The 25485-nt window shown below is 74.4% G+C and carries 14 protein-coding genes; 8 read left to right on the forward strand and 6 right to left on the reverse strand.

Translation table 11 applies throughout. The annotated features are described in order from the left end of the window. Positions 1-24: 24 nt before the first annotated feature. From ABZ565_RS16125 to ABZ565_RS16140, 4 genes are read right to left on the reverse strand one after another with little or no spacing between them, the layout of a single operon-like run. Positions 25-6591: a beta-ketoacyl synthase N-terminal-like domain-containing protein gene (locus ABZ565_RS16125; protein WP_361026191.1), complete on the reverse strand. Its 6567-nt coding sequence runs from the start codon at positions 6589-6591 to the stop codon at positions 25-27. Between the two features lie 54 nt (positions 6592-6645). Continuing rightward, positions 6646-12645, reverse strand: coding sequence for an SDR family NAD(P)-dependent oxidoreductase (locus tag ABZ565_RS16130; RefSeq protein WP_361026194.1), 6000 nt, complete (start codon positions 12643-12645; stop codon positions 6646-6648). After that, positions 12642-14225, reverse strand: a complete 1584-nt coding sequence (locus tag ABZ565_RS16135) for a PfaD family polyunsaturated fatty acid/polyketide biosynthesis protein (RefSeq protein ID WP_361026197.1) — start codon at positions 14223-14225, stop codon at positions 12642-12644. Before ABZ565_RS16135 ends, ABZ565_RS16130 begins: the two co-directional genes overlap by 4 nt. A 53-nt stretch (positions 14226-14278) precedes the next feature. Then, a complete protein-coding gene (locus tag ABZ565_RS16140; protein WP_361026200.1) occupies positions 14279-15439 on the reverse strand; it encodes an NAD-dependent epimerase/dehydratase family protein in 1161 nt (386 codons plus the stop codon). 682 nt (positions 15440-16121) lie between these two features. On the opposite strand from ABZ565_RS16140, the gene ABZ565_RS16145 reads away from it, so the two are divergent. Further along, on the forward strand, positions 16122-17519 hold the full coding sequence (locus ABZ565_RS16145) for a wax ester/triacylglycerol synthase domain-containing protein (protein WP_361026203.1): 1398 nt from the start codon (positions 16122-16124) through the stop codon (positions 17517-17519). 13 nt (positions 17520-17532) lie between these two features. On the opposite strand, the gene ABZ565_RS16150 is transcribed toward ABZ565_RS16145, so the two are convergent. Further along, on the reverse strand, positions 17533-18861 hold the full coding sequence (locus tag ABZ565_RS16150; RefSeq protein ID WP_361026205.1) for an NAD(P)-binding domain-containing protein: 1329 nt from the start codon (positions 18859-18861) through the stop codon (positions 17533-17535). A gap of 371 nt (positions 18862-19232) precedes the next feature. Between ABZ565_RS16150 and ABZ565_RS16155 the strand changes: the two genes are divergently transcribed. From ABZ565_RS16155 to ABZ565_RS16165, 3 genes are all read left to right on the forward strand, one after another. After that, on the forward strand, positions 19233-19847 hold the full coding sequence (locus ABZ565_RS16155) for an ABC transporter ATP-binding protein (RefSeq protein WP_361026208.1): 615 nt from the start codon (positions 19233-19235) through the stop codon (positions 19845-19847). Beyond that, positions 19844-20686 carry an ABC transporter permease gene (locus tag ABZ565_RS16160; protein ID WP_361026211.1) on the forward strand — a complete coding sequence of 281 codons (843 nt, stop codon included), beginning with the start codon at positions 19844-19846 and terminating at the stop codon, positions 20684-20686. The genes ABZ565_RS16155 and ABZ565_RS16160 overlap by 4 nt, the downstream gene beginning before the upstream one ends. Positions 20687-20775: 89 nt before the next feature. Next, a complete protein-coding gene (locus tag ABZ565_RS16165; RefSeq protein ID WP_361026214.1) occupies positions 20776-21297 on the forward strand; it encodes a hypothetical protein in 522 nt (173 codons plus the stop codon). A gap of 62 nt (positions 21298-21359) precedes the next feature. Here ABZ565_RS16165 and ABZ565_RS16170 read toward each other — a convergent pair whose 3' ends face one another. Then, positions 21360-21755: an STAS domain-containing protein gene (locus tag ABZ565_RS16170; RefSeq protein WP_361026217.1), complete on the reverse strand. Its 396-nt coding sequence runs from the start codon at positions 21753-21755 to the stop codon at positions 21360-21362. Between the two features lie 94 nt (positions 21756-21849). Here ABZ565_RS16170 and ABZ565_RS16175 point away from each other — a divergent pair, with 94 nt between their 5' ends. The 4 genes from ABZ565_RS16175 to ABZ565_RS16190 all read left to right on the forward strand — a co-directional run bounded on the left by ABZ565_RS16175 (position 21850) and on the right by ABZ565_RS16190 (position 25470). Then, positions 21850-22182, forward strand: a complete 333-nt coding sequence (locus ABZ565_RS16175) for a helix-turn-helix domain-containing protein (RefSeq protein ID WP_361026220.1) — start codon at positions 21850-21852, stop codon at positions 22180-22182. A 170-nt stretch (positions 22183-22352) separates the two neighbouring features. Next, positions 22353-24029 (forward strand): PP2C family protein-serine/threonine phosphatase, encoded by a 1677-nt coding sequence (locus ABZ565_RS16180; protein WP_361026223.1) that lies wholly within the window; start codon positions 22353-22355, stop codon positions 24027-24029. Continuing rightward, positions 24026-25105, forward strand: coding sequence for a cobalamin-dependent protein (locus ABZ565_RS16185; protein ID WP_361026226.1), 1080 nt, complete (start codon positions 24026-24028; stop codon positions 25103-25105). The genes ABZ565_RS16180 and ABZ565_RS16185 overlap by 4 nt, the downstream gene beginning before the upstream one ends. Beyond that, a complete protein-coding gene (locus ABZ565_RS16190; RefSeq protein ID WP_361026229.1) occupies positions 25102-25470 on the forward strand; it encodes an STAS domain-containing protein in 369 nt (122 codons plus the stop codon). Before ABZ565_RS16185 ends, ABZ565_RS16190 begins: the two co-directional genes overlap by 4 nt. Positions 25471-25485: the final 15 nt, after the last annotated feature.

The raw sequence follows: 25485 nt of genomic DNA on the forward strand, positions 1-25485 counted from the left end.
CTAGGGACTCAAGCGCACTTCAGGTCAAGGAGACGCCGGTCCGCCCGTGCGGCCCCCGGCGGATCCGGTGTCGACCGGCACCACGCGCATGCCCAGACCCCGTACGCGGTAGATGCAGATGTCGTCGCCCCACAGCGTCGCGTCCGCCACCGCGTAGGGGCCCCGGCCGTCCCGGCCCGCCTCCACGATGTCCATGTCCACCCGGATCAGCCGGTGGGCCGGGGTGATCTGGCCGCGATACGTCCACGCCGTCTCCCGGCCGGGCAGCACCGGCTCGAACCTGGGGTCGGGGATGCCCTCGGCCGCGTCGCGTTCCAGCAGGTAGTACTGGAGGAGCTGGCCCATCGCCTCGACGCCGAGGGAGCCGGGCTGCACCGGGTCCTGGAAGAAGTGGGCCCGGAAGAACCAGGCGTCCGCGCGGACGTCCTTCTCCGAACGCAGCCGGCCCAGTCCCGCGCAGCCTCCCTGAGGCCAGTAACCGGTGACGCGGTCCACCATCAGCAGCATGGGCCCCGGCAGCCGCAGCCGCCCGTCGCAGAAGCGGCCGGGCCGGGTGGTCAGGTCGACCGTGCGGCCGCAGGGCTCGGCGAGACGGGCGCGCTCGTCCGCCGACACCGGCACGCCCTGCTGGTCGGCGAAGGCGGACCGGGGGAAGAATCCGAAGACCGTGTCGAGCGCGAACACCGGCACGCCGTCCGCCGTGCACGACACCCGGAACGATTCGATGACCAGGTCCCCGCTGTGGGAGAGCCGTGTCAGCTCGGCCCGGGTCCGGACGGTGCGCGTCGCCGGAGTCACCTCGCCGGTGACCGTCCCCGTTCCGTCGAGGTTGCGGAACAGCAGGTCCGCGTCCGAGGCCAGCGCGCTGCCCACGTACGAGGCGAGCCAGCCGCACGGTTGCAGCACGGTCTCCATCAGCACCGCGAACGGCATGGTGCGGCCGCCGCTCTGCTCGAAGAACCAGGCCCGGTCCGGTACGTCGTACTCCGCGACGACCGCGCTCCCTTCCCGCATCCCGCCCTGCGGCCCGTCCACCGACACGATCCGGCTCATGAAGTGGTACGGGGGACCGGGCAGCCGTGCCACGCCCCGGGTGCCGTCGAAACGCTCGTACATCGCGCCGAACGCCTCGCTCGGCCTGCCCCAGGCGCATGCGAGCAGCGAGGGGTAGTCGAACCGGAAGCCGTCGGCCGCGGTCGCCACGGGCCGCTCCTCGCGGTGGCCGGCCAGCCCGCCCAGCCGCTGCGGCGGCACCGGGGCCGCGTCCGTCTGCACGGCGGGCGGCCCCGCGTGCCGCCACTGCGTGAGCGGCCAGTCGGGCACCAGGCGCAGGGCCATCCCGCGGCCCAGGAACGCCTTCATCCCGTCCACGGAGCCCAGCACATCGGCGTGGAGCGTCGGCACGGGGCCGGTCGACACGCCCCGTACGAACACCTCGTAGACGACCCGCCGGCCCTCCGGGGTCGCCTGGCCCCGGCACATGGCCGTGTAGGGCCGCCCGGTCACGGGTTCGAAGCGCCAGCCGTCCCGGGAGACGGTGCAGCCCATGGCCGTCAGATAGAAGGCCATGGCCTGGAGGCCGCCCTGGAACATCAGCGTCCCCGGCATGCACGGGTCGTTGTGGAAGTGCCCGGAGAAGAACCAGTCGTCCGGCGACAGCGAGGTCTCGGCGCGCAGATACCCGCGGCCCCACGGCCCGCCCGCCGGGTCGAACACGCTCACCTCGTCCAGCAGCCGCAGCCTCTCCCCGTCGAGCCTCGGCGTGCGGACATGGGCTGCCGTCGCCTCCCAGCCGGGGCCGAAACAGTCCACCGGCCGCCCCTCCGCCAGGGCCCGCAGCTCATCCGTGCCGAACCGGCTCCGGACGCAGGGGACAGCCGGCGGGTCGAGCGGCAGACCTTCGGCGTCACCGGGCGGATGGCCGGCCGGGTCCCACCGGACACCCCCGCCGCCCGCGAGTTCCGCGGGGGTGAAGAAGCCGGCCCGGCCCTCGCGGACACTGAGCCGGAGTTCGCCGTCGACATGGCAGTCGTAGTGGAAGAAGGCCAGGCGCACACCGTCGGCCTCCGCGTGGCCGTCGACGTGGATCTCGAAGCGCAGCGTGTCCCCGGCTCGCGGCGGCGCCCCGTGGAAGGTGACCTCGCAGCCGAGCAGCCGGTAGGCGCGTTCACCCCGGTTGAGGAGGTCGGCGCCCAGCCAGCTGAGCAGCAGCAGGTCCGCCTGGCCGGCCTCGATCAGGACTCCGGACGGCATGTGGCCGGTGGAGTCCAGATACCAGCTGTCCGGCCGGATGTCGGTCTCCGTCCAGATCCTGCCGTCGGTGCGCACCGGCCCCGGCAGGGCGAGCGCCGCGGGCACCGCGTCGATTCCGGTGACCCGGTCGGCGAACAGCATCGGCGGCGCGGGCATACGGGTCTGCACCGCGTATCCGTCCTGCTCGGCGAATCGCTCCCCGAACAGGGCGGAGATCTTCTGCGTCGCGAGGTACTCCAGCTGGGCACGGTCGAACGTGGGCCCCGGCTTCGGTTCGGACGGCTCCGGCACCCGTGGCTCCGGCGCGCCCGCCGGCGGTGCGAGCGGTACGGCCGGGCGTCGCGCGGTGGGTCCGGGCGGCGGTACGGGGCCCGGCGCGCGGGCCGGTGCACCGGCCCGCGCCAACGCCTCGACGGCCAGCGCCGACATGCCGAGGAAGCGCCGATGGCTCTCCGTGTGGCGGGCCATCACCTCTTGGTGCAGCGCGGCGGCCCGTACCCCCAGCCCGGCGACGGCGGCCCGCGGACCCTCGGCCACGGGGGCACCGACGGCCCCGGAGCCGGTACCGCCCGGTTCCCGCGCCGCCGGTACGAGGGCAGCCGCCGACCATCCCGGAGCGTGATCCGGGACCGGCGCCAGGCGCGGGGCCCGGGGGAGCGTCGGCACGGAGGGCTCCGGGCGGGGCAGACGCGGGGGCGGGACGGGCGACAGGGTGACCGAGGGCCCGGGGGCGGGGAGTTCCGTGGCGGCGTCCGCGAGCCGGCCGAGCAGTTCATCGGCGCGCACCGGCACCCCGGCGACGACGAGTTCGGCAACCGCGAGGCACAGCTGCCGCAGCCCGGTGTCCTGGGGGGCGTCCAGCGCCACGGCGACGTGCTCCCGGTCGCCCAGCACCCGCTTGATCCACCCGGTGCACAGCTTCTGCGGCCCGTGCTCCACGAAGACGCGGACGCCGTCCGCCCACGCCTGCTCCACCATCGCCGCGAAGTCGATCGTGCCCATGCCCTGGGCGGTGACCGCGTCGGCCGCCCCTTCGGCCGTCAGCGGATACGCCTGCCCGGTGGCTCCGCTGTAGAACCGCACGCCCGGCACCTCCACGGTGGGCCGGTGATGGGCCGCGCGCCACACCTCGCGGACCTCCGCCAGCTCCGGCGCGTGGGCCGCCATGTCGTAGTCCAGCTCGACGGCGAACTCGGCGCCCAGCCCGCCCACGACGGCCGCGCACGCCTCGGACTCGCCGCCGACGACACAGACCCCCGGCGCGTTCACCGCCATCAGATGGACGGCGGGCTCCCCGGCGAGCGCCGCACGGAGGGCATCCGCGCCCGCACCGACCAGATAGCTCGACCACCGGGAGCCCTGGATGCCGTGCCGCCGCCAGTGGCGCCGCACCGCCCGCAGCTCGCCGGTGAGTTCGGTCGTGAACAGGCCGCTGTCCCGGGTCGCCTCGTACAGCCCCGAGGCGTCCGGCCAGGCGCCCAGCGCGACCAGAGCGGTCGACTCACCGGAGGAGTACCCGAGCGCCGCGTCCGGCCGGAGCCCGAGCACGTCCCGGCTGAACACCGTGTGGGAGACCGCCAGTTCGGCCGCGCGCCAGATCTGCCGCAGCACGCCGTGGCGCGGCCCGGACCGCAGCCGCGTACCGAGCGCGTGGTGCGCGTCCCGTACGGCCGCACCGAGCGAGGGCAGCGCGAGCAACAGCTCGTGGCCCATGCCCTCGTACGCGGCCGAGCCGTTGGTGTACACGAACGCGGTCTGCCCACTCACCGGCCGGTCCCGGAACCGCACGCCCGCCGGCCGCGCCCCGCCCTCGGTCAGCCAGCGGCGGGCCGCCTCCTTGAGCTCCGGGGACAGGCTGTCGCCGTCGGTCACGAACGCCAGCCGTGCCGGGCCCGCACCGGAGCGCACATCCGCGTCCAGCGCGGCCAGCGCCCCCCGGCGGTCCGCACCGGAGTACACACGCAGCCGCGGAGCCGGCCCCCGCAGCCACGGCCGCGCATCCCCCGTGCGAAGGCGTACGTGCACGGCGGGCCCCTCCACCGGCGTCGCCACGGCCCGCGCGGTGTGGGGGACCGCCCCGGTGTCGGCAGGGCCGTCCGGCCGGGGCACGGCACGGTGCTGGAGGGCGAGCGCGGCGACGGCGACGGAGACCAGCCCGGACGCCGCGTGCGCGCGCCCGAAGGCCGCCGAGGGATCGAACACCGCGTCGGGGCCGTCACCGACCAGCAGGTCGGGTTCGTCGTCGCACCCGTCGTCGAGCAGAGCGACGACTTCGTCACCGTCCCTGCGCGCGGCATCCAGCAGCTTGAGTACGAGGACGACGGCCGCGTCCCCCGGCTCGCTCCGGTACCCCAACTCCCGCAGCGCGGCCCGGTGCACCGCCTCGCAGGACACGTCGGCGGCCCCCACCAGCGCGGCGTCGGCCTCACCCGCACGCAGCGCCCGCGCCGCGAGCTCCAGCCCGACCGGCCCGGACGCCTCCTCCGCCGACACCGTGAACCCGGGCCCGCCCAGATCCAGTTGGGTGCTGATGCGGTTGGCCGCGAGGTTCGGCATGCTCCCCACCACCCCCTCCGCCGTCATCACCGGTGCGAAGGCGTCACGCGCCCCGCCCGCCGGCACGGCGCCCGCCTGCCCCGCCTCCTCCAGCCAGTGCGGCACCCGCCACCGGGCCCCCGCGCGCGCCACCTCCGGGTCGACGCCCATGCCGATGACCACCATGGTCCGCTCACGGGGAAGCACCACCGTCCGCACGGCCTCCCGGGCGGCCTCCAGGACCAGAAGCTGATGGCGTACGGTCCGCTCCAGGGCCAGTGGCGGGAAGCACAGGTCCTTGAGCGCCACGGCGAACTCCGTTGCGGGACCGCGCCGTTCGCCGCCCAGGACCGCCCGGCGCAGATCCTCCGCGGACGTCCCGTCACCCACCCGGGCGCCGACCGCGACGATGGCCACCGGTGCCCGAAGCCCCGGGGCGTCGGGCGACTTCCGCGCCGGCCGCCGCACGGCGGGCCGGCGCACCTCGTCGGGATGGTCCACGACGACGTGGGCGTTGGTCCCGCCGAAGCCGAACGCACTCACCGCCGCCCGGCGCGAGCCCGTCCACCGCTCCGACTCCGTCAGCACCCGCAACGGTGTGCCCGACAGCGCGTCCAGCGGCCGTCGTCCACCCGGTGTCGCCGGACGCACCCCGGCCCGCAGCGCGCCGAGCACCTTCAGCAGCCCGGACATGCCCGCCGAGGCCAGCAGATGCCCGACATTCGCCTTCACCGACCCGATGGGCACGTCCGCCCCGCCCGCGAAGACATGGGCCATGGCCCGTGCCTCGACGGCGTCACCGACGGGTGTTCCCGTCGCATGGCACTCGACCAGCGCCACCGACTCGGGCGCGACGCCCGCGCTCGCGTACGCCAGACGCATGGCCCGCACCTGGCCCTCCTCCGACGGGCTGATCAGCCCGGCGCCGCGCCCGTCGTTGGACAGACCCGCGCCCCGGATCACGCCGAGCACCGGAACCCCGGCCGCCAAGGCGTCCGGCAGCCGCATGAGCGCGACGAACCCGGCCCCCTCGCCGTGCACCAGCCCGTCCGCGTCCCGCTGGAACGGACGGCTGCGCCCCGTCCGGCTGGTCGCGGACAGGGCGCAGAACCCCACGTGCAGGTAGAGCGGGTCGGGCCGGCTGACCGCACCGGCCACCATCAGGTCGGCGGAGCCGTCGTGCAGCCGGTCGCACGCCAGCTTCACCGCGTACAACGAGGAGGCGCAGGCCGCGTCGAGGGACCACGCCCCGGCCCCGAGCCCCAGCGCCCGGGCCGCGAGCGCCGCCGGCAGCCCGGAGGAGAAGCGGTTACGGGCATCGGGACGCGCATGGCGCCCGCCCCGAAGCAGAGCGTCACGGAGCGGTGGGCGCTGCTCGGACAGCCATACGTGTTCGGCGAAGGCGGCCCCGGCCTGCGTCGGGTACGACAGATTGCCCAGCACCAGACCACCGCGTGGCAACGGCCCCGGCCGGCCCGCCTCGGCGAGCGCCTGCCGGGCGCCGTACAGGACCCAGTGGAACAGCGGGTCCAGCGCACCGATCCGCTCGGGCCCGATCGCGTAACCGCCGGGGTCGAAGACGGCCTCGAACCCCTCGACGTAACCGCCGGTCTCCGTCCAGGTGCGGTCGGCGTGGTCGTCCACCGAGCCCATGACCCGATGGCCCGGGACCCGCCAGCGTCCGGCCGGGGCGGCCGACAGGCTGGTGCGGCCGGCGGCGATGTTCGCCCAGAACGTGTCGGGGTCCAGGGCACCGGGCAGCACACAGCCCCGGCCGACGACGGCGATCGGTTCGAAATCCATACGGATGCTCACTTCAGCGGCGGGGAGGGCGGCGGAGACCGGGGACCGGTGGTGTCAGGAAGGGCGGCGGACGAGTTCCACGCCGGTCAGCTCCAGCAGGACACCCCCGTCGGCGTCGATCAGGGCCGCGTCGCACCGCGCTCCCGTGGCATGCGCCTTCCGTCCCCGCACCACGCACCGCACATCGCCGTCCACCGGGCCGCGCCGGTGCACACGGCACTCGGCCACCGCCATCGGCAGCGTCTCCGCCCCCAGGGCCACCTCGGCCCAGAGCAGGGCGAGTTGGAGGGCGCCGTCCACCGCTGCGGCGTCCAGCGCCCAGTGGGCGCCTGCCCAGTCCAGCCCGTGCAGGCCCGCGACGAGCGCCTCGGCCCCGTCCTCGGAGACACCGCGCACCGCGCGCAGGGTATGGAACCGGGGGCCGTGGAAGAGGGCCGTCCCCTCGTACGGACCGGCCGCGCCGAGCGGCTTCAGGGACTCGGGGGCCGCCCAGGTGTCCGCGGCCGGCCGGCCGTCCCCGATGTCCAGCACCGCCCGGCAGTACGCCGGACCGTCCTCGCCCCGCAGTTCGGCCTCCAGACCGGACGGGGCACCGGGCGCCCCCCGGCTGCCGAGCAGGGTGAGCCGGTGCCCCCCACCCGCCAGGTCGGGCAGGGCGCACGTCCGGTACACGCGCAGTTCCCGCACCACGAGCGGACCGGGTGCCGGTAGCCACGCCGCGCCGGCACCCGCGAACCAGTTCAGGGCCATCGCGACGGGCAGCACCGGCACATCGGCGGGCGCGTGGTCCGCGAGCTGCGGAAGCGAGTCCGCGCGGACGAGGACCTGCGCCCTGGACGATCCGCCGGCCGGCGCGACGGCCGCCGGGTCGTCCCCGGCCACCAGGACGACCCTGGGCTCACCGGCCGGGCCGGCCACCTCGGCCGTGAAGGCGGCGGCACCCCGCGCCGGTGGAATGAGCGGCACCCCGGACCGGCCGAAGTGCGCCGCGAGAGACGGGGTGACCATCCCGCCCTGCCAAGGCCCCCAGGCCACGCACCGCACCAGGCAGCCGGGGCGGCGGGCCTGCTCGGCCGAAGCCACCTGGTTCAGGACCTCGTTGGCCATCGCGTAGTCGCACTGCCCCGGATTGCCGAACACGGCGGCCACCGAGGAGAACAGGACGATCGTGTCCAGGGGATCGTCCGCCGTCGCCGCCAGCAGGACCCGAAGACCGTCCACCTTGGTGGACATCACCAGCTCGGCCTGCTCGTCGCTCTTGTCGGCGATCCGCCTGTCCGCCAGCACCCCCGCACCGTGCACCAGGCCGGTGACCGGACCCCAGGTGTCACGGACCTCGCGCAGGGCCGCGGCAAGGGCGTCCCCGTCGCGGACGTCCACCCGCACGTACCGCACGGGCGAACCGGCCGCCTCCAGGGCCGCCAGTGTCGCCCGCACCTCGCGCGCGGCGAGGATCTCCCGTGCCCGGGCCGCGATCCGCGCGGGCGACGCGTCCGTCCCGGCCGCGTCGGCACGTCGGGCCAGCAGGCGGGTGAGCGCCTGCTCGTCGGTCGCCCCGCCGAGCCCGTCGGGCTCGGCGTCCGGGTCGGTCCTGCCCAGCAGAGCGATCCTCGGGCGGTGGGCCCCGGCCAGGTCCAGCAGGGCGGCGGCGGTCACCCCCCGGGCGCCGCCGGTGACCACGAGCACCGACGCGGAGGTGATCCGGACGTCACCGGAGGGGGCGGCCGGGGCGGGCAGCAGGCGCGGGACGCGCCGTGAACCGTCGGCCCGGAGACCGGTCTCCGGGTCGGCCCCACCGTCGAGCAATTCCCGGACGACCGCCTCGGCGACCGCTTCGTCGCCCCGGCCGCCCCGCTCGCAGTCGATGACTCTGCACGACCCGTCCGGCCACTCCTTCGCCGCTGTCCTGACCAGTCCGGCGACCCCGCCCAGCCAGGCACGTTCACCACTGCGACCGCCGAGCCCGAAGTCACCCCCGGTGTCCTGCACGGCCACGAACAAGGCATCGCCCTCGGCCGCCCGGGCCGCCACCGTGCGCGCCGCACGGAGCGCCGAACGGTGGACCTCCCTCGCCCCGTCCGGCGTACCGGCCGCGGTCAGCGCGCCGAGATGGACGACGGCCCGCGCGCCCGACGGCACCTCGGCCACGGCGGTGGCGTCCACGCCGTGCTCCACCAGCTTCCGGGCGACGAGACCGGTCAGCCCGCACCCGTCCGGGCCCTCGCCGGTGACCACGACCGGCCCGTCCAGCAGCCCCGCCGTCGCCAGGCCGGACGCGGGAGTCTCCACCAGGTGCGGCACGAGCCGCGTCAGGGTCACGTCCTCGCCGGAGTGGGCGTCGGGGACGGGAAACCCGGCACCCTCCGGAGCACCGGCCTCCGCGACGGTGGCGGAGGCCTCCACGGGCGGGTGGCCCGTGACCAGCGCATCGACGATTTCGCGCAGCGTGCGGAGCCGCCCCAGGTGCCCGACGTCCCCGGACGCCAGGCCACCCACCTCGCGGCGGACGGCCGACAGGATCTCGACGCGCTTGATGGAGTCGACGCCCAGGTCTGCCTCCAACTCCATGTCCACGTCGAGCATCTCCGCCGGGTAACCGGTGAGCCGGGCCACCACCGACAGAAGGACGTCCCGCAGTTCCGAGGGCGAGAGGGACCGCGGCACGGCGTCATCGGCCGGATCGGAATGCGTGGTTGCGGCCGGTGCCGGGGCGACGGGAGCCTGCGGCACAGGGGCGACGGGCGCCGGCGGCACGGGCGCGAACGCGGGAGCCGGCGCCGGCACCGCCACCGGCGCGGGCGCCGAAGGCCGGGGAAGCGGCAGCGATGCCGCGGGAGCCGGAACGGCGGGCGCATCCCCGGTGAGCGGCATGCCGAGCATCGCGGACATGCTCGTCTCGGTCATCCGGAGAAACGCCAGGTGGCTGTCCACCAGCATGCGCTGACAGGCCGCGTGGGCCTCGGCCGCCTGCCGGTGTACCTGGTCCACGGCCGCGTACAGATCCGGGCCGAGGAGACCCGGCGCCCCGGGCGCGGCGGCGGACACCGGGGCAACGGCCGCCGTTGCGGTCTGCGTGGGCACGGGTGCGGGGGAGGGGAGGTACGCGGGCATGGGGGCCGCCTGGGTGTCGGGCTCGGGTACGTGCGGGGAACGCGGCAGGGGCGCCGGATCACCGTGCGGTTCGATGGCCGCGGCACGGGGCGGGGGGAGCTGACCGTGGTTGGCTCCGCTGATCTTCACCGTCATTCGGGGCTCGCGCTCCTTCGCTGAAATCTCGGGCGAGTCGTAGGGCGCCCAGAGAGCGCCGAGTTCGAGGGGCACTCCGCGCACCGACAGCTCGCCGAGTGCCGCGTGCAGGCCGCCGGTTGCGTTCCGGCCGGACCCGTCCAGGGAGACGGCGGTGTGCGGCCGGTCGCCGAGGATTTGACCGGCCAGGACGGTCAGCGCGTTGCCCGGGCCGATCTCGACGAACGTCCGCACCCCGCTCCCGTACATGGCCTCGATCTGGTCCTGGAAGAGCACCGGTGAGGCGAGGTGGCCGGCGATCCGCCGGCGTACCCCCTCCGGATCCGTGGGGTACGGTGCCGCGTCCGCGTTGCCGTAGACCTCGATCCCGGGCACCGTCAGCGGCACCGACCGCAGGTACGCGGCCAGCGGCTCCGTGGCCGGGGCGACGACCGGACTGTGGAAGGCGGTCGACGTGGCCAGCCGCCGGGTGGCCACACCCTCGGCGGCGAACGCCTCCCCGGCGCGTGCCACAGCGTCCGCCGAACCCGAAAGGACCACCTGGCGCGGCGCGTTGTGATTCGCGGGCCAGACGTCCCCGAATGCCCCGCCGGCCAGTACCCGCGCGACATGGGCACGGTCCGTCGCCACGGCCAGCATCGCCCCCGGCACGCCCGCCGCGTCCCGCATCAGCTCGCCACGGCGCCGGGCGAGTCCCAGCAGCGCCCCGGCGTCCAGCACCCCCGCGCAGTGCAGCGCCACCAGCTCACCGAAGCTGTGCCCCGCCACGCAGTCCGGGCGCAGTCCCAGCTCCCGCACCACCGCCAGCAGCGCCAGCGCGTGTACCGCCAGCGCCGGCTGGGCCCACTCGGTGGCGTCCAGCAGCGCCTGCCGGGCCGCGCGCTCCTCGTCGCCGAAGGCGGGCGGCGGGAACACCACCCGGTGCAGCGGCCGTCCGTCGAAGGAGGTGCCCCCCAGGCGGTCCCACACGGCCTGAGCCGCCGGGGACAGCATGGCCGCGCCGGCGCCCATCCCCACGTACTGCGCACCCTGCCCGGAGAACAGGAAGCCGATACGGCCGGGAGACGGCTCCCCGCACGCGTACCGGGCCCCGAACGGTGTGGCGAACGCGGTGCCGGGGCGCTGCCCGATCAGTGCGAGGGCCCGGTCGTACTTCTCCCGCAGCTCCTCCCCGTCGCCGGCCACGATCGCCAGGCGCACCGGGGCGGCGGGGTCGAAGGACGCCTGGCTCTCCCGGGCCAGTGCGGCGAGCGGACGGGCCCCATCCGCCGGCGGAGGCACCAGCTCGGCGGGGGAGCCCCCGCTGAACAGGACCAGCTCGCTCGGCGCCGAGCGGTGGCGCGGCGCCGGCCGGCCCCCGCCGCCCGAAGGCACGTACTCCTCCAGCGTGACGTGGAAGTTGCTGCCGCCGAACCCGAAGCTGGACACCGACGCCCGGCGCGGATGCCCGGAAGGCCGTACCCACGGACGCGTTTCGGTGTTCACGTAGAACGGGCCGTCGGGCCGGGCCGCCTCCGGGTTCGGCCGCTCGACCTTCACGGTCGGCGGCAACACCTGGTGGCGCAGGGCCATGACCGCCTTCAGCAGCCCCGCCGCACCCGCCGCACACTTGGTGTGGCCGATCTGGGACTTGACCGAGCCGATCGCGCACCACTGCCCGTCCGGCCGCCCCGACGCCCCGAACACCTCGTTCAGAGCCGTCAGTTCGGCCGTGTCCCCGGCCTTGGTCCCGGTGCCGTGCGCCTCGACGAGCTCCACCGTCTCCGGCCCATAGCCTGCCTCCTCGTACGCGCGCCGCAGGGCCCGCGCCTGGCCCTCGGGCAGCGGTGCGTAGATCGCGGTGCTGCGGCCGTCGGACGAGGTGCCGATGCCCCGGATCACCGCGTGGACGCGGTCGCCGTCCCGCTCCGCGTCCGACAGCCGTTTCAGGGCGTACATGACGACGGCCTCGCCCAGCATGGTCCCGTCCGCCGCCGCGGAGAACGGCCGGCAGTCCCCGCTGGGGGACAGCGCGGGCGTCTTGGAGAAGCACAGGAACATGCCGACGTCGTTGCCCGTGTCCACACCGCCGCTGATCACCAGGTCGGCCCGGCCGAGCGCCAGCTCACCGACCGCCGTCGACAGGGCGGCCAGCGAACTGGCACAGGCCGCGTCGGTGGTGTGGTTGATGCCGTGCAGGTCGAACCGGTTGGCGATCCGGCCCGCGACGACGTTGCCCAGCAGCCCGGGGAACGTCGACTCGCGCCACGGCGCGAACCGGGCCGAGATCCGGTCGCACACCGCCTGCGCGTCGGCCTCCGGGAACCCGCTCTCGCGGAGCGCGGCGAGCCACACGGGGCGGTGCGTCCGCGCGTACATGTGAGGAAGCAGTTCCAGGGCCGCCGCGCCGAGGACCACACCGGTACGGTCCGGGTCCAGCCGTTCCCTGCCCCCGGCGTCCGCCAGCACCTGGTCGGCGACCATCAGGGCGAGCAGCTGGGAGCTGTCCGTCGACGACAGGACGGCGGGGGGAACCCCGTACGCCATCGGGTCGAATCCGACCTCCGGCAGGAAGGCACCCCGGCGGGCGTACGTCCGGTCGGGGGCCGCCGGGTCCGGGTCGTAATGGTCCTCGACCCGCCAGCGGGACGCGGGCACCTCGGTGATCAGGTCCCGCCCGCCGGTCACGAGCCGCCAGTAACCGGCCGCGTCCGTCGCACCGGGCACCAGGGCGCCCACCCCGACCACGGCGACGGGATCGCGGCTGAGCGCGGCGGCACGCACATGGTCTCCCCGGGTGACGGGCTGCGGAACGCCCGGGCCGCTCATGCCACCTCGCACGGCACGTAGGTGAACGCTTCGGGCGGCAACGGGACTCCATGGGTGCGCAGTTGATGGGCACGGGTCAGCACCGCCGCGCCCTCGAGCAGGTGGAGAGCGATCCCCACCACGGTCCGGTTCGCGGGATCGGCCAGCGGTGTGCCCGTGACCCACCGGTTGAAGGACCCCATCGAAGGCCCGCACCAGATCTGGTAGTCCGCACGCCGTGACGCCTTCCCGTCGATCGCCCAACGGCTCGAACTGCCCAGGTACCAGCGGAAGACCAAAGCCATCCGGTGTTTCGGGTCCGCCTCCGCGCGCGTGATCTCGGCGGGATCGCGCTGCTCCCAGAACGCCTGTGTGCGCTGCCAGGTCTCGTCGAACGACGCGCCCAGCACATCGCGTTCGAGCGTGGTCCGCAGAGCGGGCGGGATCTCCTCCAGCGAGCCGTGCGCCCGGTACGCCGCGTGGAGCCGGCCGGCCCGCTGGGCGAACATCGTTCCTCGCGCCAGCACTTGCAGCTTCACACCCAGCTCGAACATGTCGGCCGCCGGCGCCATCGCCACGTCGGCGATGTCCGCCTCGCACAGCATGGCCTTCGCCTCCCGGGACAGACCGGCCTCGACGGCGGTCTGGTTCACCGACCCCACCACCACATAGGACGCGCCGAGGGCGAAAGCGGCGGCCACCGCGTCGGGGGTGCCGAGACCGCCCGCCGCACCGATCCGGACGGGCCTGCGATAGCCGTACCGCAGGCAGACCGCGTCGCGCAGCGCCGCGATCCTCGGCAGCAGAACCGACAACGGCCGGTTGTCGGTGTGCCCGCCGCTGTCCGCCTCCACGGTGACGTCCTCGGCGAGCGGTACGCACGCAGCCAGCTCCGCCTCCTCCCGCGTCAGCCTGCCCTGCGCCACGAGGGGTTCCACCAGCCCGGCGGGGGCGGGGGAGAGGAACCTCTCCGCCACCTCGGGCCGCGAGACCTTCGCGAACATCCGCGTACGCCGGACGACCGTCCCGTCGACGCCCCGGCGCAGCCCCCGGGCCGCACACCACACGACGGCCGGCGTCAGCTCCATGTACGCCGACGCGGAGACCACGGGGACACCGCGGCGCACCAGGAGTTCGGCGACGCGCCACTCCAGCCCCGGTTCGGCCGGTGAGTGGATGAGGTTCACGCCCCAGTTCCGCGACGCGCCCAGTTCGCGGACGAGCGTGTCGACCGCCCGTTCCACCTCCGCGTACGCCAGGCCGCCCGCGCCGAAGAAGCCCAGCATCTCCGCCCGCGCCATCGCCGCCACCATGGCCGTGGTCGCGATCCCGTTCGCCATCTCGCCGGCGACGTAGGGAAACCGGACGCCGTGCGCCTCGCAGAACGTACGGCCGCCGAGCCATTCCGGGTACAACGGCGGCAGCGTTCCGACTACTTGGTCCGGCGGCACGGGGCCGACGGCGAGCCCCCGCTCACGGCCGTCCGGACCACTGACCAGATGGACGGGTTCACGGATGCGCCGGGCGCAGGCGGCGATCCCGCCGAGGGAGAAGGCCTCCCGGGCCACCACGGGGGAGCCGGAAGCTGCGAGGACGGACACGGGGATGCTCCAACAGGGAACGAGGAGAAGGGGCACAGGTGGACGACGGCAGGTCAGGCGCAGCGAGCGGAGCGCGGGGCCGCCGCTCCGCCCGGCGGCCCGGACACCGTCCGGGCGCGCGGAGCCAGGCCGGACCACAGGTAGTCGGTTCCCACCGGGACGGACGCGGCCGAGGCGCCCAGCAGCGCTCTGACCCGGGTGTCGTCGAACCGCCGCCGGTGCGCGAGGTAGGCGGTCATGCCCGGGTAGAAGTCAAGCAGCGCCTCCAGGGCCGTCGGCGCGTCCGGTCTGGTGGCCACCAGCTCGACCGAGAACGGGACGAGCCGTTCCAGCACACCCACGACCGTCGTCACGGGGACGTCGCGGTCATGGACGACGTGGTACGTGTCGACCCCTGCCGAAGGGGTCCGGCCGGCCAGCCGCACCATGACCTCGGCCGCGTGCTCCACCTGGAGGAGGTTGAGCCGGCCGTGCGGGTGCCCCACCATGCGGACGGGGGGCCGGACGTCCGGGACGCCGGCCCGCCGCCCCCCGGGGCCGGTGGCGTCCCGCGCCTCCCGCAAAATCCGTTCGATGACCTGGAGCGGATGCGAGGGCAGCTCGGGGTGCGGCGGCAGGTCGGTGACCAGGATGCTCGGCCGCAGGACCAGGACCGGGCGGCGTTGCTCCCGCGACCAGTCGTGCACGAGCAACTCGGCCTCGTACTTGGAGCGTTCGTAGGCGTTCTCGAAGCCGCAGGAGTCGTTCAGCTCGTCCTCGTACGCCACCCCGTCGCGTCGGGCACCGGCCACGAACGCGGTGCTGACGTGATGCACACGGGGCCTGAGCCGACCCGCCGCGGCCAGCTCCAGGACGTGCCGGGTCCCTTCGACGTTGGTACGGCGCAGCTCGGGCAGGTCCCCTTCCAGGTTGATGCTCCCCGCGCTGTGCCAGAGCGCGCCGATCGTGTCGGCCAGCTCGTGGAACGCCCGCTCCGACAGCCCCAGCCGGGGCTGTGCCAGGTCGGTCTCCACCACCCGTAGCCGCTCGGGGAGTGCGTCGGTGAACGCCGGTGCGGAGCCGGTCAGTTCGAAGAACCTGACGATGCGGTGCAGAGCGTCCCCCGAGCCGGCGTGCGCGAGAACCGTCACCGACCGGTGTGTGTCGAGCAGACGACGCAGCAGACGCAGGCCGAGAAATCCGGTGGCGCCGGTGAGGGCAACGTGCACGGCCATGGCTCCAAGGGCTTCGGAAGGGACAGCCCGCGCCCGCCGCGTACGGCGGAGGACGGGACGGCCGCGACGACCGGGAACGGCGCGCCGCCACTCCGGCCGACGGCGGCCTCGCCGTCGGCTCCACGGCCCTCCCCGAGCACGTCGATCTTCGGCGCACGGCACACCATGTCAGACGGCGGAGGAAGCGGAAGACCTCGATCCGGGCGGCTCACCCGAACGAAGTACCCCTCCCCGCGGGCCGCGCACGCCAGTGCGGAGGCTGTGGACCGGGGGCGCCGAGGGGGCGGTCCCGTTCGCGCACGGGGCGGCTCCACGGCACTCGCAGGGATCCGAGCCCGTCGCCCGTCCCTCCTTCGGGGGAACTTGCGGGTTGCCCCGGGGGAGGCCGTGCGGCGGGCCCCCGAAGCGGCAGCCGGTGCGTCCTGTGGGTGCGCGGCGCAGGAACGACACGGCAGTCGGGGCGCCGCCGCCGCCGGCGGCCGGGCCAGGCCGGCCGGTGCGGCCCGCCGGGGAGGCCCGGGGACGGTGCCGTCGGCGGTACGAACCCCGCGTGGCCGGTGGCCATTCTGGTGGACCCGGCGGGCACGCGCCGCCCTTCTCCGCCGCGCGCCCCGCCCGCCGCCCGTCACCCCCTCCCAGCGCCCGTCAGCACACGGACCGTCACGCATTGGAGTCGTCACCCATGTCCGTTCCCGGCCGGTCCGCCGCCTCGCCGGCGAAGTCATCGCCGTCCACCACGCCCATCCCCTCGGCCCGGCCCGTACCCTCGGCGGGCCCCTCCGGCGAGACGCCCCCGGAAGCCCGGACCGAGCCGCTCTCCGCTCCCGCACATCTGCGCGTCCACCCCGTGGACCGCGCCTTCCTCGACCTGGAACGGACGCGCCCCGACGTCCGCTGGGACACCGGCGGCATCGCCTACCTGAGCGGCCCGCCCCCCGCCCTCGCGGACCTCCGCGCGTACATCGCGTACTGCCTGCGCGACGTGCCCCTGATGACGAGCCGGGTGACGGGCGGCCGGCGACCTCACTGGCGGCCGGACGAGGACTTCGCCGTCGAGCACCATGTCCACGAGTCCGTCGCCGACGGGCCCGAGGGATGGGACGCCGCCCTGCACGCCGCGCTCAACGCCCCCTTCGCGCCCGGCGCCTACTGGGGGGTCTGGCTGGTCCACGGCCACGCCGACGACGCGTACGCCGTGTGCTATCGCCTCCGCCACGCGTGCCAGGACGGTTCGGCGGCGGCCATGGCCTTCCGGGCCGTGCTCGGCGAGGGAGAGCCGTCGGGCCGCCCCGTGCCGGCACCGGTCCGGCGCTCCGCCGTGCCCCGCCGGGTGGCCGCGGCCCTCGGACTCGCGGCGAAGTTCGCGGCCGGCACGCTCGTACGCCGGTACCGCCCCGTCGCCGGGTTCGCGCCGACCGGGGAGCGGCGGCTGTACCGGGGACGCGTGCCGGCCGACACCCTGCGCGGCATCGGCGCCGCCGGGGGCGGTTCGGCGCACGACGCGCATCTCGCCGCGCTCGCCGGCGCGCTGGCGACCTGGTCCGAGAAGGCGCGGGTCCCCCTGCCACGGGCCACAGCGGTGCTCCCGATCGACGCGCGGCGCCCCGACGAGGAGCAGACCTGGGGGAACCGCTGCTTCGCGCTGCCGCTCGAACTGCCCGTGCACATCGCGCCGGCGCACCCGGACGCGGCCCGGTGGCGGCTGGACCACGTCACGGCGGCGACGCGGAAACTTCGGGGCGCCGCGTGGCGGCAGGCGATCGGAGACCTGGTCCGCCACATGCCGGCCCGCCCCACCGCGTGGTACATGCGCCGGGTGCTCTCCCCACGCGTCACCAACGTCATGGCCACCTCGATGCCACTCGCCGAGCGGGGCAGCCTGGGGGAGACGCAGGTGACGGGGACCGCGCTGCTGCCGCTGCTCGTGCCCGGGCACCTCTTCGCCGTCGGGCTCTCGTTCTTCGGCGAGTGGGCCGAGGTCTCCGTCGTCGTGGACAGCGGCCTGCCCCTGGGCGGGGAGCTGCCGGACCTGTGGGAGCGGGCCGTGGCGGAACTGGCGGAGACCGCTGCGCCACGCTGAGCCCGCGCACCCCTCACACGCCCGCCGGGCGGGCGCCGCGAGCGCGGCGCCGGCCTGCCCGGAGCTCCCGGCGGAGGACCTTCTGGTAGGCGCGGACGTCGATCTCGATGCCGTGGCGGTAGGTGGATACGTACGCCCCCGCATCGCGGCGCCGCTCGCGGCGGATCGCCCGGACCATCCGCTCCGGCGCAGGGAGCGCGACCGTGCCCTCGATCAGATGGGCGATCCACTCCGCCTGGGGCTCGAGCAACGGGAAGGCCGCACCGGCCGGTTGGGCGAGCCCCATGAAGTAGAGCCCGGGCAGCCGGGGTGGAACCGTACGCAGGTAGAGGTCCGTACGCCCGGCCGGGGCGGCGAAGACGGACGGGCTCAGGAACGGGAAGGAGAGGGAGTAACCGGTCGCGTACACCACGGCGTCCACGGTCTCGCGACTGCCATCGGTGAACGCCGCCGAGTCCCGGCCGAACGAGCTGATGCCCGGCTTGGGCGTGACCGCGCCCCTGGCAAGCTGGACCAGGAGCTCGTCGGACGACGACGGGTGCGTGACGAGCGGCCCGCGGGCCGGCCGGGGCAGCCCGTACCGCTCCGGTGCACCCCGGCTCAGCCGCAGCAGCAGTGTCATCGCCGGCCCCTTGACGAAGCGCGGCAGCGCGGCCAGGGGACTCATGGCCAAGTGGTCCGCCGGGCGGCCGAGCAGCATCTTCGGGAACACATGGACCGGGTCACGCACCGACAGGTAGGTCCGCGAGGCCGTGCGGGAGATCTCCGCGGCGATCTCGCACGCGGAGTTGCCCATGCCGACGACCAGCACCCGCTTGCCGGCGTACGGCTCGGGAGTGCGGTACGCGTGCGCATGCACGGCGGACCCCTCGAAGTCCTCGGCGCCCGGGAGGGCGGGGTCGGGGAGACGCGGGTCCCAGTGGTGGCCGTTGGCCACCACGACCTCGGTGTACTGCCGGGTCACGGCCCCGGCGCCCGCGTCCCCGCGCCTCCGGTGGACGACTTCCCAGCGGCCTTCCAGGGGGCGTACGGAAGTCACCTCGGTGCCGAAGGCGATGTGCTGGTGCAGACCGGACGAGGCCGCGTACGTCTCCAGGTAGGCGAGGACCTGGCTGTGGTGGGGGAAGACGGGTCCGTCCGCCGGCATGGGCAGCGAGGAGAACGACATGCTCTCCTTCGAGATGTTGGCGTGCAGGGACGCGTACACCCCCGACATGCCGTTGTCGTTCTCGTAGCGCCAGAGCCCGCCGATCCGCGACCCGGCCTCGTAGCAGTCGAACGGGATGCCGCGCGAGGCGAGGACCTTGCCCGCCGCGAGCCCCGACGGGCCCGCTCCGATCACGCACGTTCTCCGCATGGCTGGCCGACCTCTCCTGACCGGGCCGCAGCCCCGGCGCGCCCGTGTTCCGAACTCGGCGCGGCAGACCGCCGGCCGGGCCCGGCACGGGCACCCCCGCCCGCCGGCCGGGCCCCGTCACGCTAGCCGCCCGCGCCCGCTCAGGACCGGTCGGCAGCGGCGAACCCGCCGCACGCGTGGTCGGGGCCGCATCGGGTTGACGCCTGTGCGAACGGCGCGCCGAGAGCACCGTTTCCGGGGCGCCACCCGCTCGTTGGGCACGGACGGAGGATCCGCGGCAGGCCGGAAGCCGCGTCCGCCCGGGCCGCAGCGGCAGGCGGGCGCCCCGGGGAGCCCAGTCACGACGGAGCAGCGCGATGGATGTCACCGATGTGCACCACTCCTACCGGCGGCACGCCGTCCTCCGGGGCGCCGGCCTCCGGCTGGGACCGGGCACCCTCGCCGGGATCGTGGGGGAGAACGGGGCCGGCAAGTCGACCCTCCTCAAGATCCTCGCGGGTGAACTCCGCCCGGACCGGGGCACGGTGCGGCACAGCGGCCGATTCGGTTACTGCCCCCAGGCCGTGGTGCTCGACGACTCGTTCACCGTCCGCCAGCACCTCGACTTCTTCCGGCACGCGTTCGGTCTCCGGGACCTCCGGCGGGCCCGCGAGGTGATGGAGATCCTCGCCTTCACCGCATACCTCGACCAGCGGGCAGGACGCCTCAGCGGAGGCTCCCGCCAGAAGCTGAACCTGACGCTGGCCCTCATGCACGATCCGGACGTCCTGCTGCTGGACGAGCCCTACCAGGGGTTCGACTGGGAGACCTATCTGCGCTTCTGGGACCTGGCGACGAACCTGCGCGACGCCGGACGCTCGGTGCTGGTCGTCTCGCACCTGGCGTACGACATCGGCCGGCTGGACGTGCTGTGGCGGCTGGAGGGCGGACGCCTGCACCGGCAGGACACGCGTACGGAGGCGACGGCGTGAGGCGGCACTGGTCCCTGTTCGTCACGGCGTCCCGCTACGCGCTGATCGGTCATGCCCGCAACCGGTTCGCGATGCTCCTCGTGGTCCTGTACATCCCCGTGTGGATCGGCCTGGCCTACGTGGCCATCCCCAGCCGGGCGGCGCCGTTCCGGCTGCGGGAGACCGGCGAGGTCCTGTCCCCGCCGGGCAACCACCTCACCCAGATCACCGGCGCGCTCAACGCGGTCACCCTGATCGCCGGCTTCATGATGTTCGCGGCGACCTTCACCGGAGGGGCCTTCGACCGCCGCCTGGCCATGGCGGGATACCCCCGGTATCACCTGGTCCTCGCCAAGCTCACCGCGCTCACCCTGGTCTGTACGGCCGTCGCCGCTTACGCCACGGTGGCGGCGGGTTTCGCCTGGGCCCCGCGGCAGCCCTTCGTGCTGGCAGCCGGGCTGTTCCTCGCCGCCCTTACCTACGGCGCCCTCGGAGTGGTCTTCGGATCGGTGCTCCGCCGCGAGGTGGAGGGGATGTTCGCCATCCTCATGATCAGCATTCTCGACGTGGCCCTGCAGAACCCGCTCTCCAGCTCCGGCTCGGACAGCCCGGTCGTGCGGTTCCTGCCGACCTACGGCTCCGTGCAGGCCAGCATGTCCGCGGCCTTCTCCGACGCGCCGGCCGGCGAAGGGCTCGCGATCCAGCTCCTCTGGCTCACCGGCGCCGCGTGCGCCGGACTGCTCGTCTTCCGCCGACGCACCCGCGACGCGCTGCCGCGACGGGCGACGGCGCGCGTGCCGGCACCCGCCCGGCCCCGGGACGCGGCCGGCGAGGAGCGCGCCCGCCCGCGACAGCCGTGACCTACGAATGCCGGTGATCGTTCTGCAGCCGTCGGGCGCTCACGCCGCGCCCGCGATGACACCCCCCTCGTGCAAGGAGCCCTACGCCCATGAACCTTTCGCGTACCGCCAGGAGCACCGTCCTCACCGCGGTTCTCCTGTCCGCGACCGCGCTGGCCCTCCCGGCTCCGGCGCAGGCCGCGCCGCTGCCGCCTGCGTGTCAGGAGGCGCTGCTCGAAACCTTCGACAAGTTCCCCGTCGTCGACTTCACGGTCCCGGACAAGGTCAAGAACACGATGCTCGCCGAAGTCCTCGGCCTGAGCGAGACCGACCAGCAGGTGTTCACCGAGCAGGCGTGCGCGGCCTGGAACAGCTGGGCGACCGCCAACGGCCAGGCCGTGGCCGCGGACCTGGACACGCGCTACCGCAACGCGGCGGCACCTGTGTGCAACAAGTTCGCCAAGTCGTCCCTGGCGACGATCAAGAAGTACGCCCCGAACGTGCCCGCCGAGACACGCGACCTGGAGAAGCTGGCCAAGCGGATCTGGACGGACTCCATGGAGAAGCTCGCCGCGGACGCCACCAACGCCGACTGCCGTAACGCCTACACCACGGCGAAGGCCGGCTGGTAACAGGTACCCGCGGGTCGCGCCGCGCCCTGCCGGTGAGCGGCCGGTGGGGCGCGGCGTGTCGCTCAGCAGGCGGCCGCTTCGTCGACCGTGGCCCGTACGTAAAGGACCGCGTCGAGGCCGGTGATCTGCAGCAGGCGCTGGAGGTGGGGCCGGGGCCCCGCCACACGCAGGGCGCCCGCCCGGTGGGTGAGGATCAGCAGATTCAGGAGCGACGAATCCGCGAACGTGATCCCCGAGGCGTCCAGGACCACCTTCGGGTGCGTCCAGGCCGCCGTGGTCAGCGCCTCTTCGAGCCGGGTGATCGACTGCGCGTCGCAGGCGCCATGAGCCGCCACCACCCACGCTCCGTGCTCCTCGTACTGCGTCACCACAGCCTGCACCTGACCGGGCCCGGAGGGCGTACTGATCGCACCGGTGCCGCTCACGCGTACTTCCGGAACGGCTTCGCCGTAAGACACTCCGAGCCTCCTGTGACTCTCACCATGTCAATGAATACACGAAAAGTATGTCATGTAGTTGAGTTCGGGCAAGGGTCCGCGCTTAGATGGGGGCATGCCTGGAGTTCCCGAATCCCACACTGGATGGACGTTCGTCACCAACCACGCGCGCGTACTGGCGGCCATCGCCGATGACCCGACCGTCCGCATTCGCGACATAGCCGCGCACTGCCGCCTCACGGAGCGCGCGGTCCAGCGGATCATCGCCGACCTCGAAGAGGCCGGATACCTCTCCCATACGCGAGAGGGCCGCGCGAACACGTACCGCATCGAACCGGACAAGGTGCTGCGCCACCCCGCGGAAGCAGGCCTGTCCGTGGCCGCGCTGCTCACCCTCCTCGTGCAGGACGAGACCGACCGCAGCAGGGAACCGGTGAAGGTGCCGTGAAAGTCGCGTATCAGGAGCGTGTTCGAACGGTAGAGGTGTGACGCTGCGTCACCTTCTGGGGGAGTGGGCCGATTGCCATCGAGGGCGGGCCTGCGTGATAGTTGCCGCAAGGCAATGTTTGTCCGTCCAGTTGGAAGGTGGTGCGGCTCGCCGCAGGCGGGTCCCCCCTCATGGCTCCTCCCCAGGGAACTCCCGTTACGAAAACCGACGAACGCCCGGCAGCCGGCGCCTGGTCCACGGCCCCGTACCCGGTGATCGAGAGCGGTGCGAACGGGGTGCTGACCGGGCTGAACCCCGCGGCCTCCCGGCTCCTGCCGGACGCGCGTCCGGGCGCCACGATGGCCGACACGGTCCCGGCCTGGCTGGCACGCGCCGACCGGGAGCTGCGTGATCCGGCGGCGAGCACGTCCGCGGGCCTCCACGCGGGAACGGTCCCGTCGGCGTCGGGCTGGATCGGCGGACGCAGCTACGAAGCACGCGCCGGCCACGGCGGCGACGGTGACGTGGCGTGGTGGCTGGTGGACGACACCGGCCGCCGGCTCGCCGAAGAGGCGCTGGCCACCGAGCGCGAACGGACCGCGTTCCTCGCTGAGGCGTCCAACGTCCTGCTGGCTTCGTTGAACACCGACCGGTGCGTGTCGGCGACGGCCCGGCTCGCCTCCCAGTACCTCGCCGAGGCGGCGGTCGTCGTCTCTCCCCCGAAGGGGGACAAGCTGCCCCTGGCCCACGCGGTGGCCGGCCAGGAGACCGTGCGCGGCCTCGTCGCGGCCGACCCGTCCGAGGTGCCGGGCCTGGACGAGGCGCTCCAGGGCTTCCCGCCCGTGCCCTCGCGCTGGATCGACCCCGCGTCCCTCCCCGCGTGGGTGGTCCCCGAGGGGTACACCGGAACGATCACCTCGGTCGTCGTCGCACCCCTGCCCGGCCACGGGGTCCCGGCAGGCGCCCTGGTCCTGCTGCGGAGCGGCGGCCAGTTCACCGAGGACGAGCAGATCGTCGCCCGGCTGTTCGCGGCGCGCGCCGGCGCCGCCCTGTCGGCCGCCCGTCTGTACGCCGAGCAGAGCGCCGTCACCCGCACCCTGATGCAGGACCTGCTGCCGCCCCGGCTGCACCACGTCCACGGCGTCGAATTCGCCGGCGGCTACCGGCCCGCCGCGGCCCGGGAGCGCGTCGGAGGCGACTTCTACGACGTCCACCCGGCCGGCACCGACGAGGACGACTCCTCGCTGGTGGTCCTGGGCGACGTGTGCGGCAAGGGGCTGGACGCGGCCGTGCTCACCGGCAAGATCCGCAACACCCTTCAGGCGCTCGTCCCCCTGGCGGACGACCACCAGAAGGTGCTGCGGCTCCTCAACGACGCACTCCTCAACTCCCACCACACCCGCTTCGCGACCATGGTCCTGGCCTCGGTCCGGCGGACGGACCACCTGGTGCGCCTGCGGCTCACGGCCGCCGGGCATCCCCTACCACTGGTGGTGCGGGCGGACGGCCGGGTCGAGGAGATCCGGACCCAGGGCACCCTGGTGGGGGCGCTGCCCGACATCGAGTCCCGGACCGCCGAAACCGTCCTGCGCCCCGGCGAGACGTGTCTGCTCTACACCGACGGGTTCACCGAGGCCCGGGGCGGCCCGCTCGGCGACGAGATGTTCGGCGAGACGCGACTGAAGCGGGCGCTGTCCGAATGCGCCGACATGCCCGGGGAAGCGGTGGTGGAGCGCATCCAGATGATCGCCGCCGAGTGGGTGCGGGGCGGCGGCCACGACGACATGGCCGTCGTCGCGATCACCGCTCCCCGGACCACCCACCTCAGCGCGGTGGACGGCCACACCCGGGGCAGGTACACCGCATGACAGCTTGCCTTTCCGAACTGACCGAACTGCGCGACCGGCTCCTCGCCGCAGCCGCCCTGGACCGTGATGCGTTCGCCGCCGCCGGACTCGTCACCGGAGCCCTCGACAACGGGATGCCCGCCGAGACGGTGCTTCTGGACCTCATCGCACCCGTACAGGCGAAGGTCGGCACCGAGTGGGCGGCCAACCGCCTCACCGTCGCCCAGGAGCACGCCGCCAGCGCCATCGTGGAACGAGTGATCACCGCGCTCGCCCACCACCCCGCCGCCCGCACCACGCCCCGCCACGGAAAGGTCACCGTGGCCTGCGTGGAGCAGGAGTGGCACTCCCTGCCGGCCCGCCTGCTGGCCGAGGTCCTCACCCTGCGGGGCTGGGCGGTCGACTTCCTGGGAGCCCAGGTCCCCACCCCCCATCTGGTCTCCCACCTCCACGACACCGGCGCGGACGTCGTCGCCCTCTCGTCCTCCCTTCCCACCCGGCTGCCCTCGGCCCACGCGGCGATCACCGCCTGCCAGTCCGTCGGAGTGCCCGTCCTCGCCGGAGGGGCGGCCTTCGGGCCCGACGGCCGCTTCGCGCGCATGCTCGGCGCGAACGCCTGGGCCCCCGACGCGCGCACCGCGGCCGACCTGCTGGCCGCGGGCCTCGCGCCGCCCGCCCCGGCCGACGTACGGCAGCAGATCGACGACCTGCCGCACCTGGTGGACCAGGAGTACACCCTGGTCGCGCGCTCGCAGGGGCGACTGGTCAAGCAGGTGCTGACGCAGTTGGAGGACCTGTTCCCGGCCATGGCCACGTACACGGACGTGCAGCGCGAGCGCACCGCGGAGGACATCGCGCACATCGTGGAGTTCCTGACCGTGGCCATCTACACCGACGACGACGAACTGTTCACCACCTTCATGACGTGGACCGCGGGCATCCTCACCGCCCGCCGCGTCCCCGCCCGCTCCCTGCCGCCCGTCCTGGACATCCTGACGGCCGCGCTCAAGGACTTCCCCCGGGCCGTCCGGCCGCTGGGGCGGGCGAGGGCCGTCCTTGCCGGCGTCACCGCAGCACACCCCGGAGCACCCGCATGAGCGTCCCGCCCCTCTGTCTCACCGTCGAAAGGGGCGAGGGAACCACCTGGCTGCGTCTCGCGGGCGTCCTCGACCACGACACCAGTGAGGCCTTCGGCGTACGCGCCACGGCATGCGTCGACGCCGACCCCAGGCCGGCCGAACTGCGCCTGGACTGCGCGAAGCTCCGGCTCTGCGACTCGATGGGTCTCGCCGCCCTGCTGATGATCCACCGCCGCACCGCCGCGCGCGGGATCACCCTCGTCCTGGACGACCCGCCGCCCTCCATGGAGCGGATGCTCCGCATCACCGGGACACGGCAGCTCTTCGCACCGGGGACCGCGGAATCAAGGGGCCCGGACGAAGTGAGCCGGACGACCGACTGAAAGCCCTCCGGACGC

Origin of the sequence: Streptomyces sp. NPDC016469 (genome assembly GCF_040632905.1) — a bacterium.
Classification (GTDB): Bacteria; Actinomycetota; Actinomycetes; order Streptomycetales; family Streptomycetaceae; genus Streptomyces.

Bases quoted from the DNA above. Each gene is read 5' to 3' on its own strand.
- ABZ565_RS16130 (WP_361026194.1), bottom strand. From the start codon at position 12,645: ATGAGCGGCCCGGGCGTTCCGCAGCCCGTCACCCGGGGAGACCATGTG.
- ABZ565_RS16155 (WP_361026208.1), top strand. From the start codon at position 19,233: ATGGATGTCACCGATGTGCACCACTCCTACCGGCGGCACGCCGTCCTC.
- ABZ565_RS16145 (WP_361026203.1), top strand. From the start codon at position 16,122: ATGTCCGTTCCCGGCCGGTCCGCCGCCTCGCCGGCGAAGTCATCGCCG.
- ABZ565_RS16190 (WP_361026229.1), top strand. From the start codon at position 25,102: ATGAGCGTCCCGCCCCTCTGTCTCACCGTCGAAAGGGGCGAGGGAACC.
- ABZ565_RS16165 (WP_361026214.1), top strand. From the start codon at position 20,776: ATGAACCTTTCGCGTACCGCCAGGAGCACCGTCCTCACCGCGGTTCTC.
- ABZ565_RS16175 (WP_361026220.1), top strand. From the start codon at position 21,850: ATGCCTGGAGTTCCCGAATCCCACACTGGATGGACGTTCGTCACCAAC.
- ABZ565_RS16140 (WP_361026200.1), bottom strand. From the start codon at position 15,439: ATGGCCGTGCACGTTGCCCTCACCGGCGCCACCGGATTTCTCGGCCTG.
- ABZ565_RS16180 (WP_361026223.1), top strand. From the start codon at position 22,353: ATGGCTCCTCCCCAGGGAACTCCCGTTACGAAAACCGACGAACGCCCG.
- ABZ565_RS16185 (WP_361026226.1), top strand. From the start codon at position 24,026: ATGACAGCTTGCCTTTCCGAACTGACCGAACTGCGCGACCGGCTCCTC.
- ABZ565_RS16125 (WP_361026191.1), bottom strand. From the start codon at position 6,591: ATGGATTTCGAACCGATCGCCGTCGTCGGCCGGGGCTGTGTGCTGCCC.